Source organism: Halalkalibacter oceani, from assembly GCF_023715605.1.
Lineage (GTDB): Bacteria > Bacillota > Bacilli > Bacillales > Bacillaceae_D > Halalkalibacter > Halalkalibacter oceani.
This window is the reverse complement of record NZ_JAMBOL010000023.1, coordinates 1-23,998: the sequence shown is the minus strand read 5'-3', so window position 1 is coordinate 23,998 and position 23,998 is coordinate 1. Positions and strand designations below refer to the sequence as shown.

Annotated in this window: 15 protein-coding genes; 1 reads left to right on the top strand and 14 read right to left on the bottom strand. The window is 34.2% G+C overall.

Annotated elements, in window-relative coordinates:
* The first annotated feature begins 114 nt into the window (after window positions 1–114).
* Window positions 115–2,454: a P-loop ATPase, Sll1717 family gene (locus tag M3202_RS17580; protein WP_251224570.1), complete on the top strand. Its 2,340-nt coding sequence runs from the start codon at window positions 115–117 to the stop codon at window positions 2,452–2,454.
* Between the two features lie 1,562 nt (window positions 2,455–4,016).
* On the opposite strand, the gene M3202_RS17575 is transcribed toward M3202_RS17580, so the two are convergent.
* The 14 genes from M3202_RS17575 to M3202_RS17510 form a co-directional block, all read right to left on the bottom strand.
* Window positions 4,017–4,295, bottom strand: coding sequence for a hypothetical protein (locus M3202_RS17575; protein ID WP_251224569.1), 279 nt, complete (start codon window positions 4,293–4,295; stop codon window positions 4,017–4,019).
* A 97-nt stretch (window positions 4,296–4,392) separates the two neighbouring features.
* On the bottom strand, window positions 4,393–6,069 hold the full coding sequence (locus M3202_RS17570; RefSeq protein ID WP_251224568.1) for a DNA methyltransferase: 1,677 nt from the start codon (window positions 6,067–6,069) through the stop codon (window positions 4,393–4,395).
* 157 nt (window positions 6,070–6,226) lie between these two features.
* Window positions 6,227–8,101 carry a hypothetical protein gene (locus tag M3202_RS17565; protein ID WP_251224567.1) on the bottom strand — a complete coding sequence of 625 codons (1,875 nt, stop codon included), beginning with the start codon at window positions 8,099–8,101 and terminating at the stop codon, window positions 6,227–6,229.
* 13 nt (window positions 8,102–8,114) lie between these two features.
* Entirely contained in the window at window positions 8,115–10,601 is a 2,487-nt protein-coding gene (locus M3202_RS17560) for an ATP-binding protein (protein WP_251224566.1), read from the bottom strand.
* A 276-nt stretch (window positions 10,602–10,877) separates the two neighbouring features.
* Complete coding sequence (locus tag M3202_RS17555) at window positions 10,878–12,440, bottom strand: Tn7-like element transposition protein TnsE (protein ID WP_251224565.1); 1,563 nt, start codon at window positions 12,438–12,440, stop codon at window positions 10,878–10,880.
* 4 nt (window positions 12,441–12,444) lie between these two features.
* A complete protein-coding gene (locus M3202_RS17550; protein WP_349775632.1) occupies window positions 12,445–13,038 on the bottom strand; it encodes a TnsD family Tn7-like transposition protein in 594 nt (197 codons plus the stop codon).
* Between the two features lie 7 nt (window positions 13,039–13,045).
* Window positions 13,046–14,305 carry a TnsD family Tn7-like transposition protein gene (locus M3202_RS22595; RefSeq protein ID WP_251224563.1) on the bottom strand — a complete coding sequence of 420 codons (1,260 nt, stop codon included), beginning with the start codon at window positions 14,303–14,305 and terminating at the stop codon, window positions 13,046–13,048.
* 11 nt (window positions 14,306–14,316) lie between these two features.
* Complete coding sequence (locus M3202_RS17540) at window positions 14,317–15,924, bottom strand: ATP-binding protein (protein ID WP_251224562.1); 1,608 nt, start codon at window positions 15,922–15,924, stop codon at window positions 14,317–14,319.
* Window positions 15,917–18,064, bottom strand: a complete 2,148-nt coding sequence (locus M3202_RS17535) for a Mu transposase C-terminal domain-containing protein (RefSeq protein ID WP_251224561.1) — start codon at window positions 18,062–18,064, stop codon at window positions 15,917–15,919. The genes M3202_RS17540 and M3202_RS17535 overlap by 8 nt, the downstream gene beginning before the upstream one ends.
* A complete protein-coding gene (locus M3202_RS17530; RefSeq protein ID WP_251224560.1) occupies window positions 18,061–18,882 on the bottom strand; it encodes a TnsA endonuclease N-terminal domain-containing protein in 822 nt (273 codons plus the stop codon). The genes M3202_RS17535 and M3202_RS17530 overlap by 4 nt, the downstream gene beginning before the upstream one ends.
* Window positions 18,883–19,370: 488 nt before the next feature.
* Window positions 19,371–20,390, bottom strand: a complete 1,020-nt coding sequence (locus M3202_RS17525) for a flavin-containing monooxygenase (RefSeq protein ID WP_251224559.1) — start codon at window positions 20,388–20,390, stop codon at window positions 19,371–19,373.
* 18 nt (window positions 20,391–20,408) lie between these two features.
* Window positions 20,409–21,023 (bottom strand): CadD family cadmium resistance transporter, encoded by a 615-nt coding sequence (locus tag M3202_RS17520; protein ID WP_251224598.1) that lies wholly within the window; start codon window positions 21,021–21,023, stop codon window positions 20,409–20,411.
* Between the two features lie 65 nt (window positions 21,024–21,088).
* On the bottom strand, window positions 21,089–23,248 hold the full coding sequence (locus M3202_RS17515) for a heavy metal translocating P-type ATPase (protein ID WP_251224558.1): 2,160 nt from the start codon (window positions 23,246–23,248) through the stop codon (window positions 21,089–21,091).
* Entirely contained in the window at window positions 23,241–23,624 is a 384-nt protein-coding gene (locus M3202_RS17510) for an ArsR/SmtB family transcription factor (RefSeq protein WP_251224557.1), read from the bottom strand. Before M3202_RS17510 ends, M3202_RS17515 begins: the two co-directional genes overlap by 8 nt.
* Window positions 23,625–23,998: the final 374 nt, after the last annotated feature.

The following is a 23,998-nucleotide window of genomic DNA, read 5'->3' as shown; positions in this document are numbered from 1 at the left end:
AAAATGAAATCTGATTCATGATTAAACAAATAAATAAAGTAAGAGTAATGAAAGCTAACATTTTTTTGGATATTGTAGTAAAATTATACTAAATACGTATTAGGAGTGTCCAGTATGGCAAATCCAAAAGCTTTCTTTGCATATTCTAGTCAAATACCTGCTGTATTAGAAGATATCAGATCTGCAGTAAAGTTAATTAATGATAGCAAGCAGATATCCATTACTACCTGGGAAGATTTTTCGATCGGTGGACAACCTATAATTAATAAAATATTGAAAGCAATAAGAGAATGTGACCTATTTATTTGCGACCTCACTGATCTTAACTCTAACGTATTGTATGAATTCGGTTATGCTATTGCTCACAACAAAAAGATTTGGATTACCCTTAACTCTACACACCCTCAAGCTGAAAATAACTATAAAGCTTTTCGCTCGATTAAAACGATTGGATATGTTTCCTACAACAATTCTCAAGACCTGACTAACAAGTTTTTTTCAGAGTTACCTCATGAACACGATAATCCATTTTCACTTAATGCTGGCGGTATTACAAAAAGCCTGATCTATCTGAAATGTGATACGGCGACCAGTGCAGCTAACGCTGTGAGTCAAACACTCTTAAAAACAAGAATTCCTTTAAAAACGGATGACCCCTATGAGGGGGAAACACCTTTGACTTGGTATCTTGAAGAGTTACCAAGTGCTCTTGGGGTTGTAATACATTTTCACACTTCTTCCAGTGAAAAAGAAAAACCTTTAGTAACTGCAAGAAAGTCCCTTGTCGCTGGTCTATCACACGGCTTAAGTTTAAAAACATTATTGTTAGGTCATGCTCCCTATGAACCGCCATTAGACTACCATGATCAATTCATGATTCATATGGACGTAAAACAATGTGAAAATATATTAAATGAATGGCTTGCTCCTATTATAGAGATATATAATGACCAAGCTGTTGACTATAGAGAGTATAGATCTGAACAGAGAGCCTTAGGGAAATTGTCCAACTTGATAATTGGGGATTTTGTAGCGGAAAATGAAAATCAAGATTTACTAGACTACTTTCTTGAAACATCAGAATATCGAGAAGCCTTAACAGCTCAACAAGTCTTATTTGTTGGAAGGAAAGGGACAGGAAAGACTGCTAACTTAATCAAACTTCAAAACGAACTTTCATCAGACAAGAGAAACTTTATATTAACAATTCAACCACAAGGCCATGAATTTGAGGGTGTACTTAGTGTATTAGCGAAAATACTCAATAACTCTGAGAAGGGTCATTTAATAGAAAGTATATGGAAATATCTAATCTATACTGAAATTGCTAAACAATACTACGAGCATTTGCTTGATCAACCCTTACACTATGAAAAAACTGAAGAAGAGAGCCAGTTTTTTCAATATGTAGTTGATAACCTTAGATACATTGATGCAGATTTTACATTGCGTTTAGAAAATATTGTCCAGAACCTAGGAGAGCTTGACCAAATGGATAGTATTGAAGAACAACGATTTAAAGTAAGTGAGTTTTTACATGAGAAAATGATTAGCAAATTAAGAGACCACCTAGGAAATGTTCTATACAAAAGGGAAAAAGTGACCCTTTTAATTGATAATCTCGATAGAAGTTGGAATGATAATGCAAATCTTGAGAAATTGAGTGATTTGTTGTTTGGATTATTGAATGTTGTTCAAAAGATTACTGAGGAGTTCCAAAGAAAAAGCTATAAACATTTAAAAGTTAATCTATCTTTGATTGTCTTTTTAAGAAGTGATATTTTCTCAAGAATAATGAATTACGCACCAGAAAGAGACAAGATTCCTTATAAACACTTATCCTGGTCCGAATCAAGAATGTTATTCAGAGTTATTGAAAATAGAATTGAATATAGTATAACCGGGGTAACTAGCCCGGATGTCTTATGGGAAGAATACTTTTGTGATAAGGTAAGGGATCTCCCGTTAAAAGAATATGTGGAAAAATTAATACTTCCTAGACCTCGTGATATTGTATTTTTCTTTAAAGAAGCACTTCAAGTAGCTGTTAATAATGGTCATTCAAAAGTCGAAGAAGAGGACTTTATAGAAGCCGAATATGCTTATTCTCACTATGCTCTAAAATCATTACTACCAGAGAATGGTGGTCGTGTTAAGGACTTTGAAAACATTTTATATGAATTTGCTGGAGAAAAGTCTATATTATCACGTGATGAAATTGAACATTACTTAGCTGATTATGGTCAAGATGTAGAAGAATTAATAACCATTCTTTGTGAGATGACCTTTATTGGTCAAGAAATTCGAGACGGAGTCTTTGAATATTATAGTGAAAAGCGCTCTCCACTCATTACAGATAAGCTTGCAAACAAATTAGCCCAACGAAAAAATCAACCTAAGAGATACCAAATTAATCCTGCTTTTCACGCTTATCTTGAGATCGAAAAATCTTAAACGTGCTTTTGTTCATTAGAAACCCTCTTTCACTTTTTCTTTATTTTGAAAAAGGACACAAAAAGCCCTTTGACTTATAAATCAAAAGGGCTTTAATTTAGTTGAATTAATATTGGTCAATGAGTAACCTTGGATTTCTTTACAAATTAACCGTATAATACAAGTAAGGTGAATATTATTCACAGACTTGTTTATACTTTACCAAGAGTAGCCGCGTGTTGGTCGCACACGACATCTTTGTTTTAGCAAATTGCTGGCCATATAAGCGGTCGGCAGTGGTTCTAAGTAAAGTAACTCCACATTGCCGGTCAAGCAGAGTGTGGGGTTTCTTTTTTAATTGAAGAATCATGATTACGGATTACGACCATGATGAGTGTTAGAAATAGTACTCCAGAAGAAATTGCCATCATTGCTGCATCAAATGTAACCATGTGTCTCACCTCTACCCTAAACGGAGGCTCGACCGGCCACACTTCTACTTTGCAATTTACTATCCCTATTTACCATTTTTTTCACTATTTTTACCTGTCCTTGCTTATTCACTCTGATAAGTTAGCAAGTTTTAGACTCCTTCAGACCTAGTTAAACCATTAACAACTATCCATCCAGGTTCTTTACATGCTCAATGATAACATGCAAGTTTTTTGGTTTCGAATAAATAATGGGTTTAGCATCCGGAGTATCTTTCACTGGGTGATGTGGATTTATTTTATAAATTTCTCCACAAACTATTTACCTAATTACGGATTGTAATCTAGTATGAAAGTATGGATAAACTCAAACGTATTTTCGCTGACCAATTGACTCCTTATTTGCCCTATTTATTTAGTATTATTTTATTGTTATTACTTGTGAAAGGAAATACTCTACCTTACGTTATTCAATCTGAAATTTCAAAATTTCTAGTTTTTAGTATCATTTGTATATTCTGCGTTATGATAACAAGAAAACAGCCAATAGCAGTGTTAGATGAGTATTTCCCTTTTCTCTACCAATCTGGCCTTTTAACTTCAATTTTCTTGATTGTTCTATGTTTGGTTATGATCTTAATACCGAATTCTGATTTGACTTTCAGCTTTATACCCTTAGTTATTTTTTATTTTCTTGCACTTTTATTTATATTTGTAAAAACGATAAAAGGATACATCGAAAACATTGAATCTTCTTCATACTATAAAGCTTTATATAAATGCATTTTAATCATTCTCATACCCGATTTTTACTTTGTAGTTGTATTTTCATTTGTGTTCAATTTTTATAATTTTGATACGACCAATCCCCAAATTTTTTTCACATTAATGCAATTTCGTGTTGGTATCAACCCCTCATATACTGAATTAGCAGAAAGGTTCACTAGTGATTTACTGGTAAATGGGTTGTTGGTTGTTTACCTATATGCCTCAAAAATTGTTGAGCTAACATTTTTAGCCTTCTTTATCGCAGCAATCAATAATAAAATAAAGAATTTCAAGAACAAAAATAAATAAAATATGCTTTGGCCATAAAGATTACATGAAGTTGGAACTTCATTGGAACCCTACAAAAAATCGTTATAGGAGGTATTAACTCACTTCAACAATTAGAACTTTGAATTCAGCCTTATCTTTATGGTCTATATTTGAAAAAGTACGCCAATTTACAATATAAGATTTTTCTAGTGTGATTGGATTTTCCCTGCCACCACGTTTTGTCGCTGCTGATGCTGTTTCTTTCCAGGACAAAGTACCGAGTAGGTTTCTTCCCTCATGAATTCTATATGCTGCATCAACTAAATCGATTTGTTTTGGTTGTGTTGGAATAATAAAGTTGTTTAATTTGGTACATTGAAATACGTATTCCACCGTCCTTAAAAGTAGACGGTGGATAAAAGAGTTGTTTAATTTCCAAACTTATTAGGAAATAACGCTTGAAATTAAAAATAATAAAGTTGTTCTAAATCTAAGGTTTTCTAACTATCAGAATATACTCCTCCATCATGGTTTTTATTTGATCATTCCTGTTTGCCGTTGAATTTATATAATATGGCAATCTCTTAAAAGAATATTCTCTAGTTAAATCTGTTACTTTCTCATAACCCATAAAACTAAACCAATCGCTTAAAATTTCTCTCATATTAATATTGATTTTGCCTAGAACTGTCCTATGCCCGACTATCCATGCTTGAAAGCCATGTTTATTAAGAGTTTCGTTTGTACACACTACAACCTGATACAAATCTCTAAAAAAGTTCAGTACTTCGTCTTTTCTTCTAGAGACCGATAATATTTTCCTATTAATTGTATCCTTAACTGGCTTCATTTTCGCTTTTAAGAGTTCCATATTATCTAACCTATCGCTCTCTTCCCCTTGAGACAAAACACTAAAAAAATGTTCTGTATTCTCTATACTTAACTTCTTTACTTCTTTACGAGATAAAGAAGTATCCTCATTATATACTCTGTAAAAATCCAATCTTACTCGCTCTTTTAATAAACCAAAAAGATCATTACTTATATCTTCTTTATTAATTATTCTATCATTTTCGGCATCCTTTTGAAGAGCTATTAATTCAAGCTTCATTTCTTTTAACTTTCTAACTTCTTCATTTATTAATTTATCCATTTTACATATTAACTCTTTCATAGTGTTCGAATTATCGATAAATGCATTATCATTTGCTATTATTTTTGACTTTTTCCCACCTAATAAATACTCGTCGCAATTTTCGGAATAAACCCTTATACCTAAGTATTTATATAACAAATCAGACATCCATTGCAATGGTAATCTAGAAAATTGACCGTATGCTACCGTGCTTTTAGAGTCACCATATGGTGGGGAAGTAAGTACAAGATCTACTTTTCTTCCTTGAAGAAACTTCAACTCCTTAGCATTGTCTAGTACAATTTCCATAACACTTTCATTCTTATAAGCGTTGTTAATTTGAGTTAACATTTCTATAAGGCTAATTACATTCTTTGAGAAAACCTCTATTGCATTTATATCAAATTTTTTTATTTCGCTTGGCGTCTTTCTATATAATTTAAATTCACTATTCCTACTTAGAGAACACATTCTAATACTTGAGCTAAAAGCATTAAGTAAAATTAAAGCATAACATTCTCTGTTCTCTATTCCTTGATCCTTTAAAAAATGACTTATTTTTTCTTTAAGGAAAGATAGTTCCCTAATAGTATTCTCTTTAAACCAGTATTCTATATTATGAAAAACGGTCATTTTAATAGCTCTTGCATTTTTATACTCTTCTTGCAACCTCACTATAAAATTTTCAATATTAGTTACTACTTCATTACGGTTTGAAAGAGTAAGTACTTTGGTACGTGCTATTAAATTTGCTAAAGGATTTAAATCGGAACCATAAAAATCTAATCCTAAGTACTTTGATTCTAACGCCGTAGTCCCACTACCTACAAAAGGGTCCAAAACACTTCTAATTTTATGTTCCTTTTTAATTTGACTTAATAAAGTAAATACTAAATTGGGAACAAGTTTAGCAGGATATGAATGGATATTACTCTTTGAAGGAAAAAAAGAAGCATAGCTATTATTGCCTGAATAATTTAAGTTAAGATTTTCCCAAGAAGAATTATTTTCATCTGTTTTTTTTGGTTCCACTTTATCTCACCTCAATGCTGTATAACAATCAATTCAATTTCAAGAAAAAACTCTTTAAAAATAAGTTTTTCACATATGTCTGTCCGTATTCTAATCCAGGACTATGCCGTATGTAACTCTGTCACATACGGCATAAGTAAAATTAAATTATATATTTTTATCTAAAAGGAACTTTCTCTAGTCCTATACGACTTAAATTTGAAATATTACCTTGTATTATTTTAAGTGTTAATTCCTTATCTAGCCTGCCAATTCGAACTAAATCAAATTCATCTTTTTCAAAGTTCATCTTTACATTATACTTTAGACCTGCAAGAGTTGGCAACAATTCCGACTCCTTTAAGTCACCTAATTTTGTGGCGTTTTCTATGTAATAATGAATATTTTTTATTGAATCTATCCAAGGTTCTAATGTTTCTTCAAGATATTTTTGAAAATGATAACTTTTATATGGACGAGAGAATTTAATTAAGTTTTTGTTTAAATGTGCTATACCTTTCAGATTTAGTGAACATAAATCAAGTAGTTTGTCCTCTAAAGTAATAATTTGTTTACATGGTTTTAATACATAATAATTTTCGTCAACTTTTATTGGCCATATTAATTCTTCACTCTTTTTAGGATCTTTCAAATCATGCACTACTCTTTCAACTTCAATATTATCATACAGACAAAGAACTACTGAATTTTCATTTCTATTCACACTATCAGTAACGAATTTCGGGAATCTCAAAGGCAAGTCACAACTTGCTGATATTAATACTGCATATTTCGGTACTTGTTCACCATGTAAAGTTATTTGAAACAGATCCCCCGTAGAAATATTTTCATAAATACTATTTATACCATAGTCTAAAATGTTAAACTCAGAAAAATCTTTAAAAGAGCCACTTTCAATTTTTTTAGCTATTTCATTTTTACTATATTTTATAACTTGTTGCTGACCAATTTTATCAATAAGTAATTCATCCCTAGTACGAGCTACGCTTATAATATTTTTAATAATATTTAAATAATTTGAATCACTATTTAACCTCTGGTATTCCATCTTCTTTAATAAACTATTATGCGTTCGGTTTAAAATATCAACAAACCTCTCACCTTCTATAAAAGAATCCTGCAAAAGCAATTCAAATCTCTCTTCAGGCATGTTTATTAATTCAGATGTAGCTTGCTGAGTTAAAGATACTCTCGAATCAAGATAATCATGGAGCGAGTACCCAAAAGCTGCTTTCTCTATGGTCTGAAGAAAGCTATCAACTAATTCTTCTTTTTGATTTGTTTTATTAATTCCCCAAAGTTGATAGGCAAAAAGATACTTAAATTGAGATTTACTAAATTCCGTATCACCCTTTATAACAGAGGGGTTTTTCCTCATGTATTCCTCAATATATGTGACTTTTGACTGATGATGCTTATATGAATCTAAATTTTCATGTGAGTAAACTATTGCCAAATCAAAATTATTTTTCCTATATTGTTTTATTGAAGTAATTGTGTCAATGATAACATCCTTAGACAGCCCCGTCTCTTCCATATTCATATCTAAAAGGAACAATATTCTTCCTTCTTTTTGTGCTACCTCTTCTAACTTCAAATTACTTACGGTTTGAAAAACGACTGATGAATCCTCACAGATCTTTTCTAGCATGACCTTCAGGACCTCTAAGGGCATAATTTTTCTATCCAATGAAAAAGTTTCTAATACCCGTTCTTGCAAGTTAATTAATTTACTGCCTGCTTTTATATTTAGAAGATCTTCCACAGTTTCAACTTCTTCGTCTTCTAACGCATCCGTTTCTTCAGTTGAACATTGTATTACAAAATCTTCAAGGAAATCTACCAACTCTTTTTCCAAGTGAATTTTTATGCTTTCTTTATACGAACTCCCATCTATTTTTTCCCATTCATCATCATAAGATATTATATGGCTTATTTTTAGATTTTCCAACCAACCTTTTAACTTAGATATATTTCTCTCAACTATATCTCCCTGTGTTAAATCTTCCTGTCTTATTACTTGTTGTGACAATTTAATTCCCCCCTCACTCACTATCAGAACTTGGAAATTGCACTTTCAATTTATAGTAATTACCTCGGTTATTAGTTGAGTGCTTATCTATTTCGATTACTCCATGTAAAGAACGAATCAACTCTTTCACAATGTATAATCCTAACCCCCTTCCATCTGGTTTCATACTTTCATAAGGCTCAAATAATTTATTGATTATATTTTTATGAAAACCAGGTCCAGAATCCCAAATAGTTATTGTTTTATCATATTGATTTAATTCGAATTGAATCTCCTTATCTTTGTTGGCTTCCTGATTCACCCAATATAATGAGTTTAGAAACAAATTATCAAATATAGTAATTAAAACACCCTTATTCCCTTTTATTTCAAAATCATCTCCTTCTATTATAACTTGCATCTTAATATTCTTGGCTTTATTTGCCATTGGCCCATCACTTCGATACAAATCATTTAATAAAGTCTTAATTGAGATTTGAGATAATACAGTACGGTTTTTTTTATATGTCGGTTCTAAATGTTTTAGTTGTAATTGTAAGAAGGAAATTTCATGTAAAATTGAATCTTGGTAATTCCCAAGATTTTTAATGTCATTCTCATTTAAGGATAAGTCGCTTATTAATAACTTTTTGGAGTTTCTAGCATAACTACTTATATTGCTTTCTATTTTATTAAGTTCATGAGTCAAAGATTCAACTATGATCCCTTGCCCTGCTAAACCTACTAATGATTTTAATTGAGTTATTTCTTGTTCATATCTAAATCTTTCTTGTTTAGTAAACTCCTCCTCTTTCTGTGCTGTGGTCTTTAAAACTTCTATACTTTGGGCTATTTTTTTATAAGTAGAATTTAACTTCATTTCCGGTGAAGTATAAATTTTTTCCGTTTCTTTTTCTAAATCATTTAATAATTTTTTTTTCTCTTCTAAATTTGCTTTAGTACGAGTAAAAACAATATTACCATCCATCGTTTTTAACTCTATTTTTGTACTTTTAGAAATTGGTACATTAAATCTTTTTCTTAAATCAATGTCTTCTCTAAAAGCAATAAAGGAAACTATGTTTTGGATAATATTCAGAAAATTCGATCCGTACTCATCTTCTATTAACCCTTGTCTATTAGTTTGTTCCTGTAATCCTTCGCTTGTTTGACTGTCTAAATTTACATATCCAGAAACTGTATGTTCCTTGTAAATTGTCGCTTTTAACCTTTGAGAACGATAAGTAAACTTAAACCAATCAATATCTGGACCATATGGTAATATTCTAAAATCATTCCTAAAAAGATATACCCCGCGTGAAGAATTAAGTATCGACCGTATTTCCTTAACAGTATTAAATACATAGCCATTATCATCTAATATAGCTTTATCCTCTGTTAAAGCACTTGGGGAAAGATCAGATGCATAGAGTTTTCCGTTAAAGTTTCCTGGATTTGCCTCTATTTTTTTCCCAAGATTAGTATCATAGTAACTCTGCATCTCGATTTTTTCCAAGTAAGGTAATTCACTTGTGTAATCCTCCAATAAATTAATCTTATAGGTTTTCTTCATATCGGTGTATGGCTTTATTATCTTATACTCTAAAAAACCTACATTCTTCATATTTCTTATTGTGTCTGAAGCTAAACGTTCAAGGTAACGCCTTTTGTTTAGTATAGATATTTCTAGTTCCCAATTATTTAAAGAAAAATCGACTTCAACATCACTGACTAATGATAAAAGATTCTCTTCAATATCCTCATTGGTAATTCTTTTATTATCAATCTCTAAAAAAACTTTAAATCTTTGCTCTTTATTTTGTAAAAATGGATTAACCATCCCAAATATTTCACTTTTAATTCTTGTTTCAGTCTTTCTATCTATTTTCCAAAAATTAAGATTTCTTATGCCCTCTATAATGAGTCTTGTTCCTAACTTAGGATCTTCCAAATATTTATATTCTATCGAAGCCTTTACACTAGATAGGTCACTATCATGTTCATTATCACGAAAATCTAACCAATTAATTTGAACATGGAATTCATTAGAAGTTTTGCATATTTCTTTATCCTTCTCAGTCATCAAATAAGCTAAACGTTCCATTCTTGGAGTAGTATGCACTGTAACATGGTGTCCTAATCTTTGAATAGAAAGTCTTCCTAGCCCTTTATTACCTAATGTTCTTCGATTATAATAAGGCGAGAATTTTTCAACTTTTTTAAAGTGAGTAGAAATCCTAAGAAAAGAGTTTTCCAATATTGAGGGCAACATTCCATTGCCATTATCACTAATAATGATTCTCCCTTGCCCATGACTAGTCATAGTTTTAGTATCTACTTTAATTGTTACTTTTCTACAGTCTGCGTCATAAGCATTCTTAATTAATTCACCTAACGCAACAAATTCATCTGAGATTAGCTCTTCTCCCAATTGATATATCACCCTTGCAGACACACTAATTGGGAGCTCAAATTTAGTGGAGTTCTTAGTAAAATGATTCTCCTTAATTATCTTTTTCATTCTCTTATCACCTCTATAGAGAGAAAAACAGAATACACTACTATTATTCTATTATCAATTTACCATATTTTATACTTACAATACAGATATAAACATAATTTCTACTTGAATAGCACAAATAGAGGATTTTAAGTTAAGGTAGACCCAATTAACACCTAATAATTGAGATAATACCCAGAAAAATCCTATTATACCATGCTTGGATAGCTAAGATTTATTTGTCAGTACCGCTTTCCCTTTTCCTTAAAATAATTCTTGAAGAGGTAATACAAAGTATCAATCTATAAATTTCATCATTCGGCGGCTCCACTTACTAGGAACTTCTCTTAAATGCCTTACCTTCATATGCGGGATGGACTCCATAAACGACTTACTCCAACTACCACCAAAAAAAACTAGGTTTAAAAGAAGTTCTTTAATCCTACCTTCATCTCGCTGATATCCACCTTTTGCTGGTATTACCAATGTTGAAATTGATTTATCATCCGGAACTGCTACTTCAATGATGTACGACATTTTTCTAAAAGAAGATACTTTTGCTATGGCACAAACTCTCCTTCTCCCATCCGGTAAAAATGAAAATTTTCTACCGAGTGGTAGATAAACAATATTTAGCGCCACTGACAGCTGTGGGTTATTTTTTGATAAGTATTTTATCATTTTAATAAAACCATCAAGACCGTATCCTGAAATCTCCTTGGCAATCTCTAATGACTGAAATTCCAAAGGCTTTATGTTCCCGCCGTAAACTGGTTCATCCACACCGACTACCTTTCCTCTTTTCGTTCCTCCACCGCTGCCTTTATTTGAGATATAAATGTCTCCTTGATTTACTTTTTGATTGAACTTCTTAACAGCTCTAATAACTATTGGATCTTTGAATCCTAGTTGAATTGGATCAATTTCATCGACGATTTGATTCGTCTCTTCCTTGGAACGATCTTGTTCTTTTTCATTTAATTCATGCAGATCTTCTTTATTATTTCCTTGTGTTAAACGATGTTTTTTAGGTGCGTTTGTGTATAGACGCCTTTTTATCGATGGGTGACTATATTCAATTTGCGAGACGGGAATCGTCATATTATCGATGCCGATTAATTCTAGAATCAAGACGTCTTGTTGGTTTATTAAACCTCTGAATGCAATATTTATATTCCTAAGTGGTGGGATGGCAACCTCCAGCATTAGATAAGAGCTCGTTTTAGTTGCATTTGCGTAAAGATTACTTTGAACGGAAGCAAACGATTGTTTAATTTCCTTATTCAAATAAAGCCAGGAAAAGTATTGGACAAACTTGCTGCTGATAACGGTAGATGGGAGTTGGTGATTAAAATCTATCGCTACACTATTATTGCCGAAAGTGGAAGCCTTAGAGATCATAAAGTCTAATCCGTTCGGCCTTACTAATGCGTTGGATAGTGTTTTGTTTTTAGCAAAAAGAGCACGAATCAGTTCTACATGAGAAATATGATAGGTGATTTGCTCTGCCTGAAATGACCATATCTTCTGATTCATTAATGTAGGCTCTTTGAATAAAAAGTAGTTAAACTTACGACAAATATCAATTGCATTGCTCACTTTCCCATTTTGGAGATTTGTGACTTTTGCTTCACCATATGTTCCTTCTTTTTGGGTTGTGAAAGGGAGGCCTTCTTGATAATATTGTCCGACTCTTAAAGTTGGAAGTAAGCCAATGGGTAACTCAATTATTTGTATTTTATTTTTCGTTTTAAAGGCAACGTCAATATACCATTGATGGGTTGATTTCATTTTCACATTTCCTATCCAATGTAAAGAGGTTATTTCATCTTTAAAAGGCCATGGTCTGATCCTGAGCATCTGATCACTTCCTCACATTCAGGGATTCTTGCTGCAATAATGCATAGTTTTCTATCGTTTGTTTAAATTCCTCTGTTAAATATTTGAGCCCGGCTAATCGGACAATCTTCCACTCCATGATGTCTTCATTCGCCATCATGAGTTTTTGACATGCCCATTCCACTCTTCTTAATTGGAAAGCCTCTCTCGTTTCTAAGTTTTTATTTAGATACTCTCTCGTTTGTGGTAATTTATCTAAATGTTTTTCGATAAGTCCGAGCTTCCCGATATTCTTTCCAACTTGGCTTTTATTTATAAAAACCGGCTTTTCACACTCTCTTAATCGAGAAATTGCTCGTTTTACTTCGTCTAGCACTTGTTTATCTCTTTTGTACCAGTTCACTTTTGAAGGGGCTGCAATTCTTTTTATTCTGGGAGAATGGACAAGCAACCATTCTTTGTCGTTTCGATAAAGCCACGAATATAGAGCGTTATTTGAGCCTCTCAATATAGTGACTGATTTATTGGGATGTGAATCTATTAGCGTCATCCAAATTCGTCTGTTTTCCAACACTTTTTCTGTATTTTTTTCGACACCCGTCGTTGGAACAAGTGAAATTCGATTTTTATATTTTTTTTACCGTTCCAATATCACAATTTAACGTCTTCGAAATGGCGTAATCACTTTGACCCTGTGTTACTAGTAATTGCAATCGATCTAACCATACTTGTCCAAAATGCTTCACTCGCCCAATTTTAAACGCATCTTCACTAGTGATATCCGGTCCACGTCGAGAATAGATAAAGCCACATGTACATTTAAATGTGCCTACTGGCCTTCGAGTACCTGTACATGTCGATAGCGTGACAGAAGGAATAACGCGTTTATGATAATGGTCAGCTGCTGGATTCAGGCAATAATAGGGCGCTTTACCGAATGGATATCGTTTTTCTCTTGCGTATTGATAGAATGAGTTTATTCTTTCTCCAACGAAATTGATAATTAACATATGTCTAATTGGGTGAAATGATTTTCGCTGCTTTCTCGTAATATTTTTAAGCCAACAGGACTCATTTAAATAGTCCACATTAGATTGAACCAATTCCAAAAACTCTTGCCCGTAAAATGAAATAAATTGCTTGGCTAGTTTCTCTTGATTAACAGTCCCATAAAAATTAGCAAACCCTTGTTTTTGCAATAAATATTTATATGCTGATTGAATGCCTTTTACAGTAAATATATGATCAGCTTCCATAAGCTCAACTGTTTGTTCGGTTAACATTGTAAGAAAGAAAGTTGTTTTTTCATTGGTTTTAGCAATTGGAACTGAGGATAAGTTACTTGCCTTAATCGACTGATATTCATGTCTATTACGCCCCCGAAAAAGAAGCTTCGAACTAACTAACAACTCATTATGTTTGTTACATACAAACACACTTGGTAATTGATGCAATAGTCTCCAGTAAGTTTCTCCTCTTTCATTCAGATCTTCTTGGACACATCTCTTACAGTAACGAAAATAAACAATGTCTTTTATAGAGCTCGCCATCACACCTGTAGCTAAATGGATTGATTTAGACCAAGTTCCTTTCTCCATTGCCATATAGACTGCCTCTTTCTGACTCTCGGACAGAAAGGAGGTGTAGTACCGGTAAAACGTATGGTTTTTTATCCAACTTTCTACATCAGGAACGTCAAAGTGTTGTATATTTTCGTATATCTTTAATAAGTCCGTTGGTAAATCTGGCACTGCTATCATATTAGAATTACCATAGAGGTCTCTCATTGTTTGTTTTGGACTTATATTAGCAGAATGTAGATGATAACGAGCAAACCAACTATATAACAATTCATCCTTATATAATCTTGGGAAATAGGTAAGCACAGTGTTCACCCCTAGATGGCAAAGTCATTAAAAGGATGTTTAATATACCCTGCTATATTTAAAGAATCATAAGCTGATTTTTTATCTTTTTGTCCTTTTACTACAATGTCATTTAACACACTAAATTGAGACCATTCACTCTTCCTCTTTTTCGGCAAACGCTGCTCTTCAATTATTGTCAGTGCTTTTTTCATTAATTCAGTATGTGCTGCATCCCCAAGCTCATTAATGGCTTTAGTTGCTGCTTTCTCAGCCACAGATGCAGTTACGTCCAGACTTATTAGAGTGGTTATTAATTTTTGTAACTTTGATACTGTTATATTTTGACGCTTCTGCTCCTGTTCTTCCTTTTTCTTTTGAATGGTTGCTTTAAGGTTAATCTTTGATTGATGGTGCTGTAGATGAGTCTCAATATCCATAGGCATAATATCCTCGTATCGTTCCAACTCTGAAATCTGACCATTCTTCAACGCTTTTAGCATCGGCTGGACAAGTTTCAAATCATCTTTTGCAACTTTTTTAATTAAAGCTGGAGTTAACTTTTCAACTCCTGTTTCAATGGCTCTTCCTTGAGATAAAGCAAATAACTTAACTGCTATATCAATGATTCCTTGGCTTTCTTCATATAAAACTTGATTTAACTCTTTGGTCAATGAGGTTTCCTTTTGAACCCATTGATATTTCCACATGCTCTCAATTAGTAAGTCCCAATCGTCATCTTTTTTCATTTGTTGCCATACCATATCGCCTTGTCCGCTGCCCCGACGTGCTTGACGAAAATCTTTTTGTAAAACACTTTTTGCTCGCATCGTTCCTATCATCATCACAGGAACACCAATTTCATTAACAAGAGTCACAAAGAAGTTCATCATTTTTTCTGAATTATTGTCACGAGTAGTAAGTAGATGTTGAATTTCATCGATGATTAATGCACCCACACAATGTATACGCGCTATCTGACCCATCCTTGTTACCATGGAGCTAATTGAATTTCTTCTAGTTCCGAATCGTTCGTAATAGTTTGTTCCGAGAAGTTCATCCAATTTTAATAAGAAATCCATACATAGCGACTTTAACGAACCATCATGAGGGCAATTCAGTTTTAGCCAGACTACTTGAGTAATGTTTAATGGATATTTGTGGATAATTAACTTCGGATACTGATCCAATACTCTGCCAATAGCTGTTGTTTTTCCAATACCGGAAAAACCCATCAAAGTAAAGCTTGATGCAGTGGACCACATATGGTTCGTTAACGTTTGACCTTCTAGTATGTGATGAGCCGAAGACAATTGATTTTTAAATTCGGGAGAGTTTGGATTTCTACTCACATAGCCTTGTCTTAAAAGTCTAGAAAACCGTTGTTCTAAGTCAATATGTTGCATAACCGGTTGAAAAAAGCGAGTTATTCTGGAAATAGAATGATACCGATAATAGGACGGCAAAAGCTGTTCTTCCTTTTCATAGTCAAGGTCCACACTCATAGCGTCGTACGCAGCTTCTGGAGAAAGAATAGGGGGTAGGGCTTCAATCAACGGGTTGCCTTGATAATCAATTACTTCTTGATGCTTATACTCTGCCACCTGCGCATTCATTAGCTTTCTTTCAATATTACTCATCCTCTTTCTCTTTCCTCCTTTCTAAAAACTCCCTTATATTTGGCCTAGCATACGTTTCTTCACTTTCTTTTGATTGTTCCAAATATAATACTTCACCTGTTTTGGTATAAGGTTTAGGCTTTTCAGATTTAAACGCTTCACTTTTTTGATTCTCTTCTTTTTCATGCTTTCTATGTTTTTGGATTGTTCCAACTTTTTCAGTCTTGCTTAGACTACGATTTAATTGAGTTTTTTTCTTATTTTCAGCTTCTTTTACAATTGCTTCTACTTCTGAAAGATAATCGATATCTTTTTGCAGCTGCTTGTGTTCAGCATTGATTTTTGACAGTTTCTCTTGCTCCTGTAAATAAATTATTTCTTCTAATCCAGCACCCTTATATCGTTCTGAAATAGGTAACAAAGTACAGACTTCATAGGAAGCCGCACGGGCTTTGATCAGATAAACATTATCCATACACCTTGGATCAAAAGCAATATTTACTTTCCAAGTCCCTTTTTGGCGTGCTGTTTCAAACCATGCTTCTTTCATTGCTTTATCACAGCTGTAGAAAATCCCTTTATAATTAATGCCTCTGTGTGTGACAGTAGCCTTTTCTCGCTTCATTAGAGCGGCCTTCACAGTGTCTTCGGGAAAGTATTTTAATTTACCTGTCCGATTTTTCATGCCCCACTTCCAAAGCTCTAAAGGGATAGGTTCTACTTCATCTCGAACCATTTCCTCATCCCGAACATAACCGCCCAAATAATGTTTCTGGTTATAATGCAAGATTTGCTTAATAATTATTTTTGTGAAATCATCAACGGTTAAAACTGCATCAAGCCTGTAATCCCTAGCCCCCCGTTGTTGAAAGTCTTTATCGACATAGCCTGGAAGTAGCGGTTTAACCTTCTTTTGAATTAAGTCAAAATGCTTTTCAACTATTCCTTTCCAATCTGCTCGATAAGGGGCTGTATTTTCAACGTGAAGACCAAAGGCATCAATTAAGCGCTCTACATTATACCCTTCAAACTCCCCTCGGTCTGCTAGAAGTATCTCTGGCAGATATTCACATGGCCAATCTTCCCGGCTAATGGAGATATCGTATTCAGCACAAAACTTCTCTTTATTTGACACCGTATTAGCTAAGGCCATCATTCCACCTAACCAGGAAGGACCTTCCAAACCAATATACATTCCAACAACCATACGACTAAAAACATCCATGACTAAATAAATGATTGGTCTCCCTATTACCCAATTAGGATTGAATTTTGATACTAAATAAATATCTCCTATTGTGGCATCAATTTGATAACGTGATCCTGGACCAATTACTTCTGAATTAGCTATATTTAGAACAGCCCTTAAATCCTTGTCAAACTTCTTACGACCTTTTCTAGCAATTGTTGATTCAATGATGTTATATTCTTTGTTATACCAGTAACGGAATTGGACCAATGTTGGCAGCTTCTCTTTATCTTCAATAATCACTTTTTGAATGCCATCTTCAAAATAAAGGTCTTTCGCATAAAACTCTTTTATCATCATTTTATATGCATCTGTTAAACGGTTTTTCTTTGTCGTTAAGTAATATTTCTCAAGAGCAACTCTGAATATTTTCTTTGTCGTGTCATCAATATTTATTCCTGTCGAGGAATACTTTCTAGGGCGGCCTCGCTTCTTATTCCCAGCCTCTCTCTCCCTGCCTTTTGCGCCAGAATTCATGTAATCCGGTAAAAGAGCATTAATTGTTTTACCTCTTTGCCAGTATTTTCTTAAATATTTGCGGACAGCTGGATATGAAACTCCATGAACGTTTATTGCTTTATTAATATGACTCGACCGTGGCTTTTTCTCAAAGATCGCTGGCTCATCTTGGACCATCTCTTCAATGACTTCCCAAGATTGATTACGCAATAATAAATACTTTTCAGGTACTTCATCTACATCAGGGAATACAAAAGGTTCTTCTCGGATTTTAATAAGCAAATCCTGAATAACTTCGTCCTTTAATTCTGAGATCGTCCTTTTAAACGGTATCGCTTTTGCGTCCTCTATATCTATTAAGTAAGCTATGATATTGCCTTCATCAACCCAGAGAATACGGTATTGCTTATTCGTTTGAATGTCTTTCAACAACTCATTCACAAAAAAGTTCACGTTCCCCACCTCTCCGAAGTTGAACGATCTAATATGGAAGCAAAATCGCAAGCAGGCTGAGTTAAGTCAATCTTCTTAGTCACGTCCACCGTAATTCTTTTTTGGGCAAGCATATGCTTAAAAATGGCCAATGCGGTTCCTTCAGTTAATTGGTAATCAATATCGAAATCATTCAAGACTTTAATAAGTGGCTCCGTTTCCTTTATGAGATGGTTTAATAAAATCTCTTTTAGTGTAGGATTGATATCTTCTGATAGTTCCCTTGAGGAGCGCAGCCATTCAATATTCTGAATGGTTTCTTTAGGAAGCTCTTTCTCTGTAACAATCCCCCACTCAATGTTCTTTTCTTCCCAATACACTCGTTCAATCTCAAACTTTTCAATGACTCTGGAAGAATTGAGTTCTTTTGAGGGCTTGACTGTTCTTGCGAAGTTAATAATTTTTTCATTGATTCTAGTAGTGATGTAAAAATCAGTTGTCATGACAATTGGTGTCTTTGATGTGGGATCTTCGGGGTGTTTTATTCCTATTCTTTCAGCAATTGTTGTTGTCACTTCACGATCAAGAGGAAATTGCTCTCGAATGTCTATTACTTGATCTGACCATTCAGCAAGGTAAAAATAACCTCTTTCAAAGTCAGATAGAAAATGATGAATTCTCTCAGTCTTCAACCCTTGTATACGGTGTACTCTCCCGTTTGAAGGAACATCATAAATTGTGAGCCATGGTTTATAATTGGAAAGCTCACCTTGCCCTCTACCTTCCTTGATAAAGCGAGCAATCTTATCTTCAGTCCACCCATATTTTCTTTTTGCCATTTAACCACCTCATCTCGATACAAAAAAACTGCCAGCAAGGGTTTGTGCGACTAAGTCTTCCCATGCTGACAGTTTTTAAACAACTTTATTATTTTTTAAACGACTTTATTATGATTTAAACAACTTTATTATCACTCAACATTGGTGACCTCCAATATAAACTATCATTCGATAGCATAATCGTATATCCTTTTTTCACTTGGTTATGGGAAGAAACAACTTGTTCGACTCTTGAAATATCTTTTATAAAAGGGGTACCACCAACAAAACGCGGAAAACATACGCTAAGCAAATTTCGACATAAAGAAAGCCGATTTTTCCTACGCTAAGGAATTATCGACTTTTTTAATTTGTTGTTCCTTAATCGCGCTCGTTGAAGAAGTGATATTGTTATAGGTCAGCTTGCATAGCGTGAACTTTGATACCCATGGGATGAGTAAACTAAAGATCCAAAAGAGGTTTTTTTTCAAAACTCCCATTTTTATTTATTATAAGATTTCTCCTGCAATCATTTTTGAGTCATCACTTACACCATAAATGAGTGCCGAACTTCTCTTACTTTGCCAACTTTGGCCTATGAAATAAAGTCCCTTTATCTCTGTAATTCCAAAGCGATGAATGGGTTTACCGTGATCATCTATAACTCCATCGATATCAATCCAAGAGTAATTATTTCGATATCCGGTTGCCCAGATGATTGACGTTACTTTTTTGGGGAGCGTATCTTGTATATGTACCTGACCGTCAATGATTTGCCGAACACGACCAAGCATCTCTACCTGACCTTTAACGATCTTATAATCATCACCAATGATGGGATCTCTCTTTTGGAGCATTTTCCCCACCATTGAGGACGGGCTTGCTTTAGAGATTCTGAAAGTCTCTAACCACCAAAATAAGCTTTTTCCTGCCAATCTTTGAGGAATACTTTTTATAGGTTTACTTTTCGCAAGCATGACGGTATGGGTCTTCGATAACTCTGCGGCAATTTGAATTCCTGTATTTCCAGCCCCAACAATTAATACATCCCCTTGAGGGATCTGTGTTGGATTGGTATATGCAGAAGCATGAATCATATAGGGAATTGAGCGATCATGAATGTCTGGAATAAATGGATCATGGAAAGCTCCAGTTGCAATCACTACGTTTTTTACCTTATAAGTTTGATTTTGAGTGAAGACAACAAACGTTTGATCATTTTCTCTTGATAGCTTTATGACTTGTTGGTTGTGTAGGATCGACAATTGATTTCTTATTTCAAACTCTTGTAAGTACGAAACTACTTCATCTTTATGAGGAAACCCTTTAGGGTCTCCCCTGAATGTAAAATCAAATAACTGGCTATAATTTCTTGGCGTAAATAATCGCAAAGATTCATATCTTTTTTTCCATGAGTCACCTGTCTGTTCATTCTCATCAAGGATCAATGTTTTCTTTTTATCTTTCAATGCATAAGCCATCGCTAAACCAGCTTGCCCACCACCAATCACAATCACATCATATTCCATTAATCTTCTCCTTTAAACTTATTGAAAGAGTGGTAACAGAGCGTTAAATGTGCCATTTTCAAACATAATATAAACCCCTAAACCGATGAATACGATAGGTACAATCCAACGCTCATATTTTTCTATTTTTTCCGAGATATAATGTACAGACGCTAAACGATAACTAATATAGCATAAGACACTCACCATAATGAAGAAAACTATAATAACAAGGGGCATTTCACTTGTATTTAGCGTAGTGAAGTAAGGGACATAAATAGAAAAATCATCTGCACTTGAAGCTAATACGATAAATGTTACTGTTAAAAACAGCTGATTAAACCGATTAGAAGATAAAATGGATAAGACATTGCTATCCTCATCACTTTCGCCCTGTACCCACACTTTTATGCCTAAATAAATAGGTAAAAGTCCAAGTAAACCCACAATCCATTGTTGAGGAACGATGTTGGCCACACCGTAAGCAGCCAAAAAACTCACCGTAATGATGATCGCCGTTCCTAAGTATTGTCCGATAAAAATGTGTTTTAATTGCCCTTTTTTCGTTTGTGAAAATAAGACAATAAGAAGAATAAGGTAATCAATGCCCGTAGCTACATAAACGGCAATTGCAGTTAAAATTGTCCCCATTATTTTTCCAACTCCTGATCCAACATTCTCTTTAGTTAAGGACTTTCCGAACAGGAAAGTCTTCGTATTTATTCATCTTCTTCGACACGCATAAGTCGTAAACCGTTTAAAGCGACAAGAAGGGTGGCTCCCATATCGGAAAGAATGGCAATCCAAAGGGTTAGCCATCCAGGAATTACCAAAAATAAGGCAAGCAACTTAATTGCAATGGCAAAGGCAATATTTGCCTTAATGATATTCAACGTTTTGCGGCTGAGTTTGACTGTAAATGGAAGCTTTCTTAAATCATCACCCATTAACGCAACATCTGCGGTTTCAAGTGCAGTATCGGTGCCAGCGCCCCCCATTGCTATTCCAACGGTAGCAGCTGCTAATGCAGGAGCATCGTTGACACCATCCCCAACCATCGCTACGTTATCGTACTTGGATCTCAATTGTTTAATGACATCTAATTTGTCCTGAGGTAATAATTCCGATTGAACATCAGTTACTCCGACATGGCTACCAATCGCATTCGCCGTACTATGGTTATCACCTGTAAGCATAACGGTTCGTTTGATTCCCGCTTGATGAAGCTTTTGAATAACATCCTTACTGACTTCTCGAACTTCATCTGCAACAGCTATAACGGCTAGTGTTTCTTTCTCTGTTCCAACGACCATAACTGTTTTTCCTTGCTTTTGAAGCGCTGTTACATGCTGTTCGACTTCCTTATCAAAATTAGAATTCGATAGTTCTTTAAACAGTTTTGGATTACCTATATAATACATAATCCCATTGATCGTGCCTTTTATCCCTTTTCCCGTAATTGAAGAAAAATCATCTACTTTTATGTCAGCATAAGATATATTTTCATCTTCAGCCTTTTTTATAATGGCTGATGCCAAAGGATGTTGAGAACGATATTCTAAAGCTGTTATGATCGACAACAGTTGTTCATCTGTTTGATTATTCAATTCCCGATAATCTGTCACTACAGGAACACCTTTTGTTAGAGTACCCGTTTTATCAAATGCAATGGCTTTTAATCCACCGATTTCTTCTAGATACACTCCACCTTTGATAAGAACACCTTTTTTCGCTGCATTTCCAATCGCCGAAACAATTGAAATTGGTGTGGAAATAACCAACGCACAAGGACAACCAACGACAAGTACAGCTAAACCTTGATAAATCCACGTTTCCCAGCTGCCATCAAAGATCAACGGCGGAACTGTGGCTACTAATGCTGCAATAATCATAATGATCGGTGTGTAGTATTTCGCGAATTTATCAACAAAAGCTTGAGACGGAGCACGTTCTGCTTGTGCTTCCTCAACTAAATGAACAATTTTCGATATCGTTGTATCCTCAACCAGTTTCGTAATTTCAACCTCAAGCAATCCTTCTTCATTAAGAGTCCCTGCAAAAACCTCATCATCTACGGTTTTCTCAACCGGAACAGATTCGCCGGTAATTGCGGCTTGGTTAATAGCAGAGTATCCATTGACAATGACTCCATCCATCGCAATCTTTTGTCCAGGTTTAACAATCATGACATCACCGATCGCAATATCCTTAACATGGATCGTCATTTCCTCACCGTTCCGTTTGACCAATGCTTCTTTTGGTGCGATATCCATTAATGAACTAATGGACTTTCTTGCTCTATCCATAGAAAAACGCTCTAAAGCTTCACTGATGGCAAAGAGGATTACAACAATAGCAACTTCCGCCCATTCTCCAATAATGACTCCGCCAATAACAGCAATTGTCATTAAAGTTCTCATATCGAACTCAAAACGCATTAAATTTTGCAAACCAGTTCGAAAGAGCGAAAGCCCTCCGACTAACATCGAAGTTATAAATAATAAAGCAGTGATCATGTTTTCATTTCCGTTTACAAACATAGAAATGAAACCGAGCGCCATAAATAATGCCGAATAGAGTAAGGTACTATGCTTTTTATAAAAAGCTATTTCTTCTTTATCAGGTAATTCTCCTTTCGAATCTTGCCCTCTTGAATTTTCAACAGACACTTTTAAGTTTTCAAAAGCTCCTGCTTTTTCTAGTTCCTCTGTTGTTGCTTCACCGTATACTGATATTTTTGATGCTCCAAAATTCACTTTTGCGTCTTCTACACCTGGTAAATCCTTAACGTTCTTTTCAAATTTACCGGCACAGTTCGCACACGTAAATCCTTGGACACGATATACATTCCCCTTGTTTTCTGGTGCTTTTTTAGACATGATAATCCTCCTGGCTGTGAACCATCGCATTTATAATTAAACTTGTAACGTGGGGATCATCTAGGGAATAAAAAACCAGCTTCCCTTCCTTCCGACTTTTAGCAATACGTAAGTTTCGCAAATGACGCAAGTGATGGGAAGCTGTCGCATTTGTTGTGCCGATGATGATCGCAACATCACATACACATAGCTCATTTTCCTGCGTCAATGTATAAGCAATCTTAAGTCTTGTTTCATCAGACAGTGCTTTAAAAATATCTGCCGTTGAAGTAAATTCTTCCGATTCAATCTTCAAGGATAGCTTGTTGACTTTCTCCTTGTCATAACAAAAAATTTCACATTGGTCGTTATTATTTGTGGTCTTAGTAGTTTTCATAAAATCCCTCCACATTCAAATAATCATTTGATTATAAGTATATTAAAATCATAGTTCTCTTTTATAATGTTGTCAATAAGATAATCAAATGATTATAATAATGTTTTAAAAAATACGGACATAGCAAACCAGCCTGTTCATATAGAATTAATGTATTTACCCAACGTTCAATAAAATTATCACCATAAATGACCGTTTTTGGTTATGAATAGAGAACTTCTCTAAAAACCTTAAAAACAACTTAAATGAATCAATTTCATAAAGCTTAGTTCATTAATGTTACACGAAACCGATTTTGCTTTTAGCGTTTTTAAAATTGAATTAAGCTACTTGAATGTTCTCCTTGTTGGCAATGGATTTAGCTATACGATCAC

What these genes read in the sequence shown, in the direction of transcription:
- M3202_RS17580 (WP_251224570.1), top strand. Translation starts at nt 115, where the DNA reads ATGGCAAATCCAAAAGCTTTCTTTGCATATTCTAGTCAAATACCTGCT.
- M3202_RS17560 (WP_251224566.1), bottom strand. Translation starts at nt 10,601, where the DNA reads ATGAAAAAGATAATTAAGGAGAATCATTTTACTAAGAACTCCACTAAA.
- M3202_RS17555 (WP_251224565.1), bottom strand. Translation starts at nt 12,440, where the DNA reads ATGCTCAGGATCAGACCATGGCCTTTTAAAGATGAAATAACCTCTTTA.
- M3202_RS17540 (WP_251224562.1), bottom strand. Translation starts at nt 15,924, where the DNA reads ATGAGTAATATTGAAAGAAAGCTAATGAATGCGCAGGTGGCAGAGTAT.
- M3202_RS17530 (WP_251224560.1), bottom strand. Translation starts at nt 18,882, where the DNA reads ATGGCAAAAAGAAAATATGGGTGGACTGAAGATAAGATTGCTCGCTTT.
- M3202_RS17525 (WP_251224559.1), bottom strand. Translation starts at nt 20,390, where the DNA reads ATGGAATATGATGTGATTGTGATTGGTGGTGGGCAAGCTGGTTTAGCG.
- M3202_RS17515 (WP_251224558.1), bottom strand. Translation starts at nt 23,248, where the DNA reads ATGTCTAAAAAAGCACCAGAAAACAAGGGGAATGTATATCGTGTCCAA.
- M3202_RS17510 (WP_251224557.1), bottom strand. Translation starts at nt 23,624, where the DNA reads ATGAAAACTACTAAGACCACAAATAATAACGACCAATGTGAAATTTTT.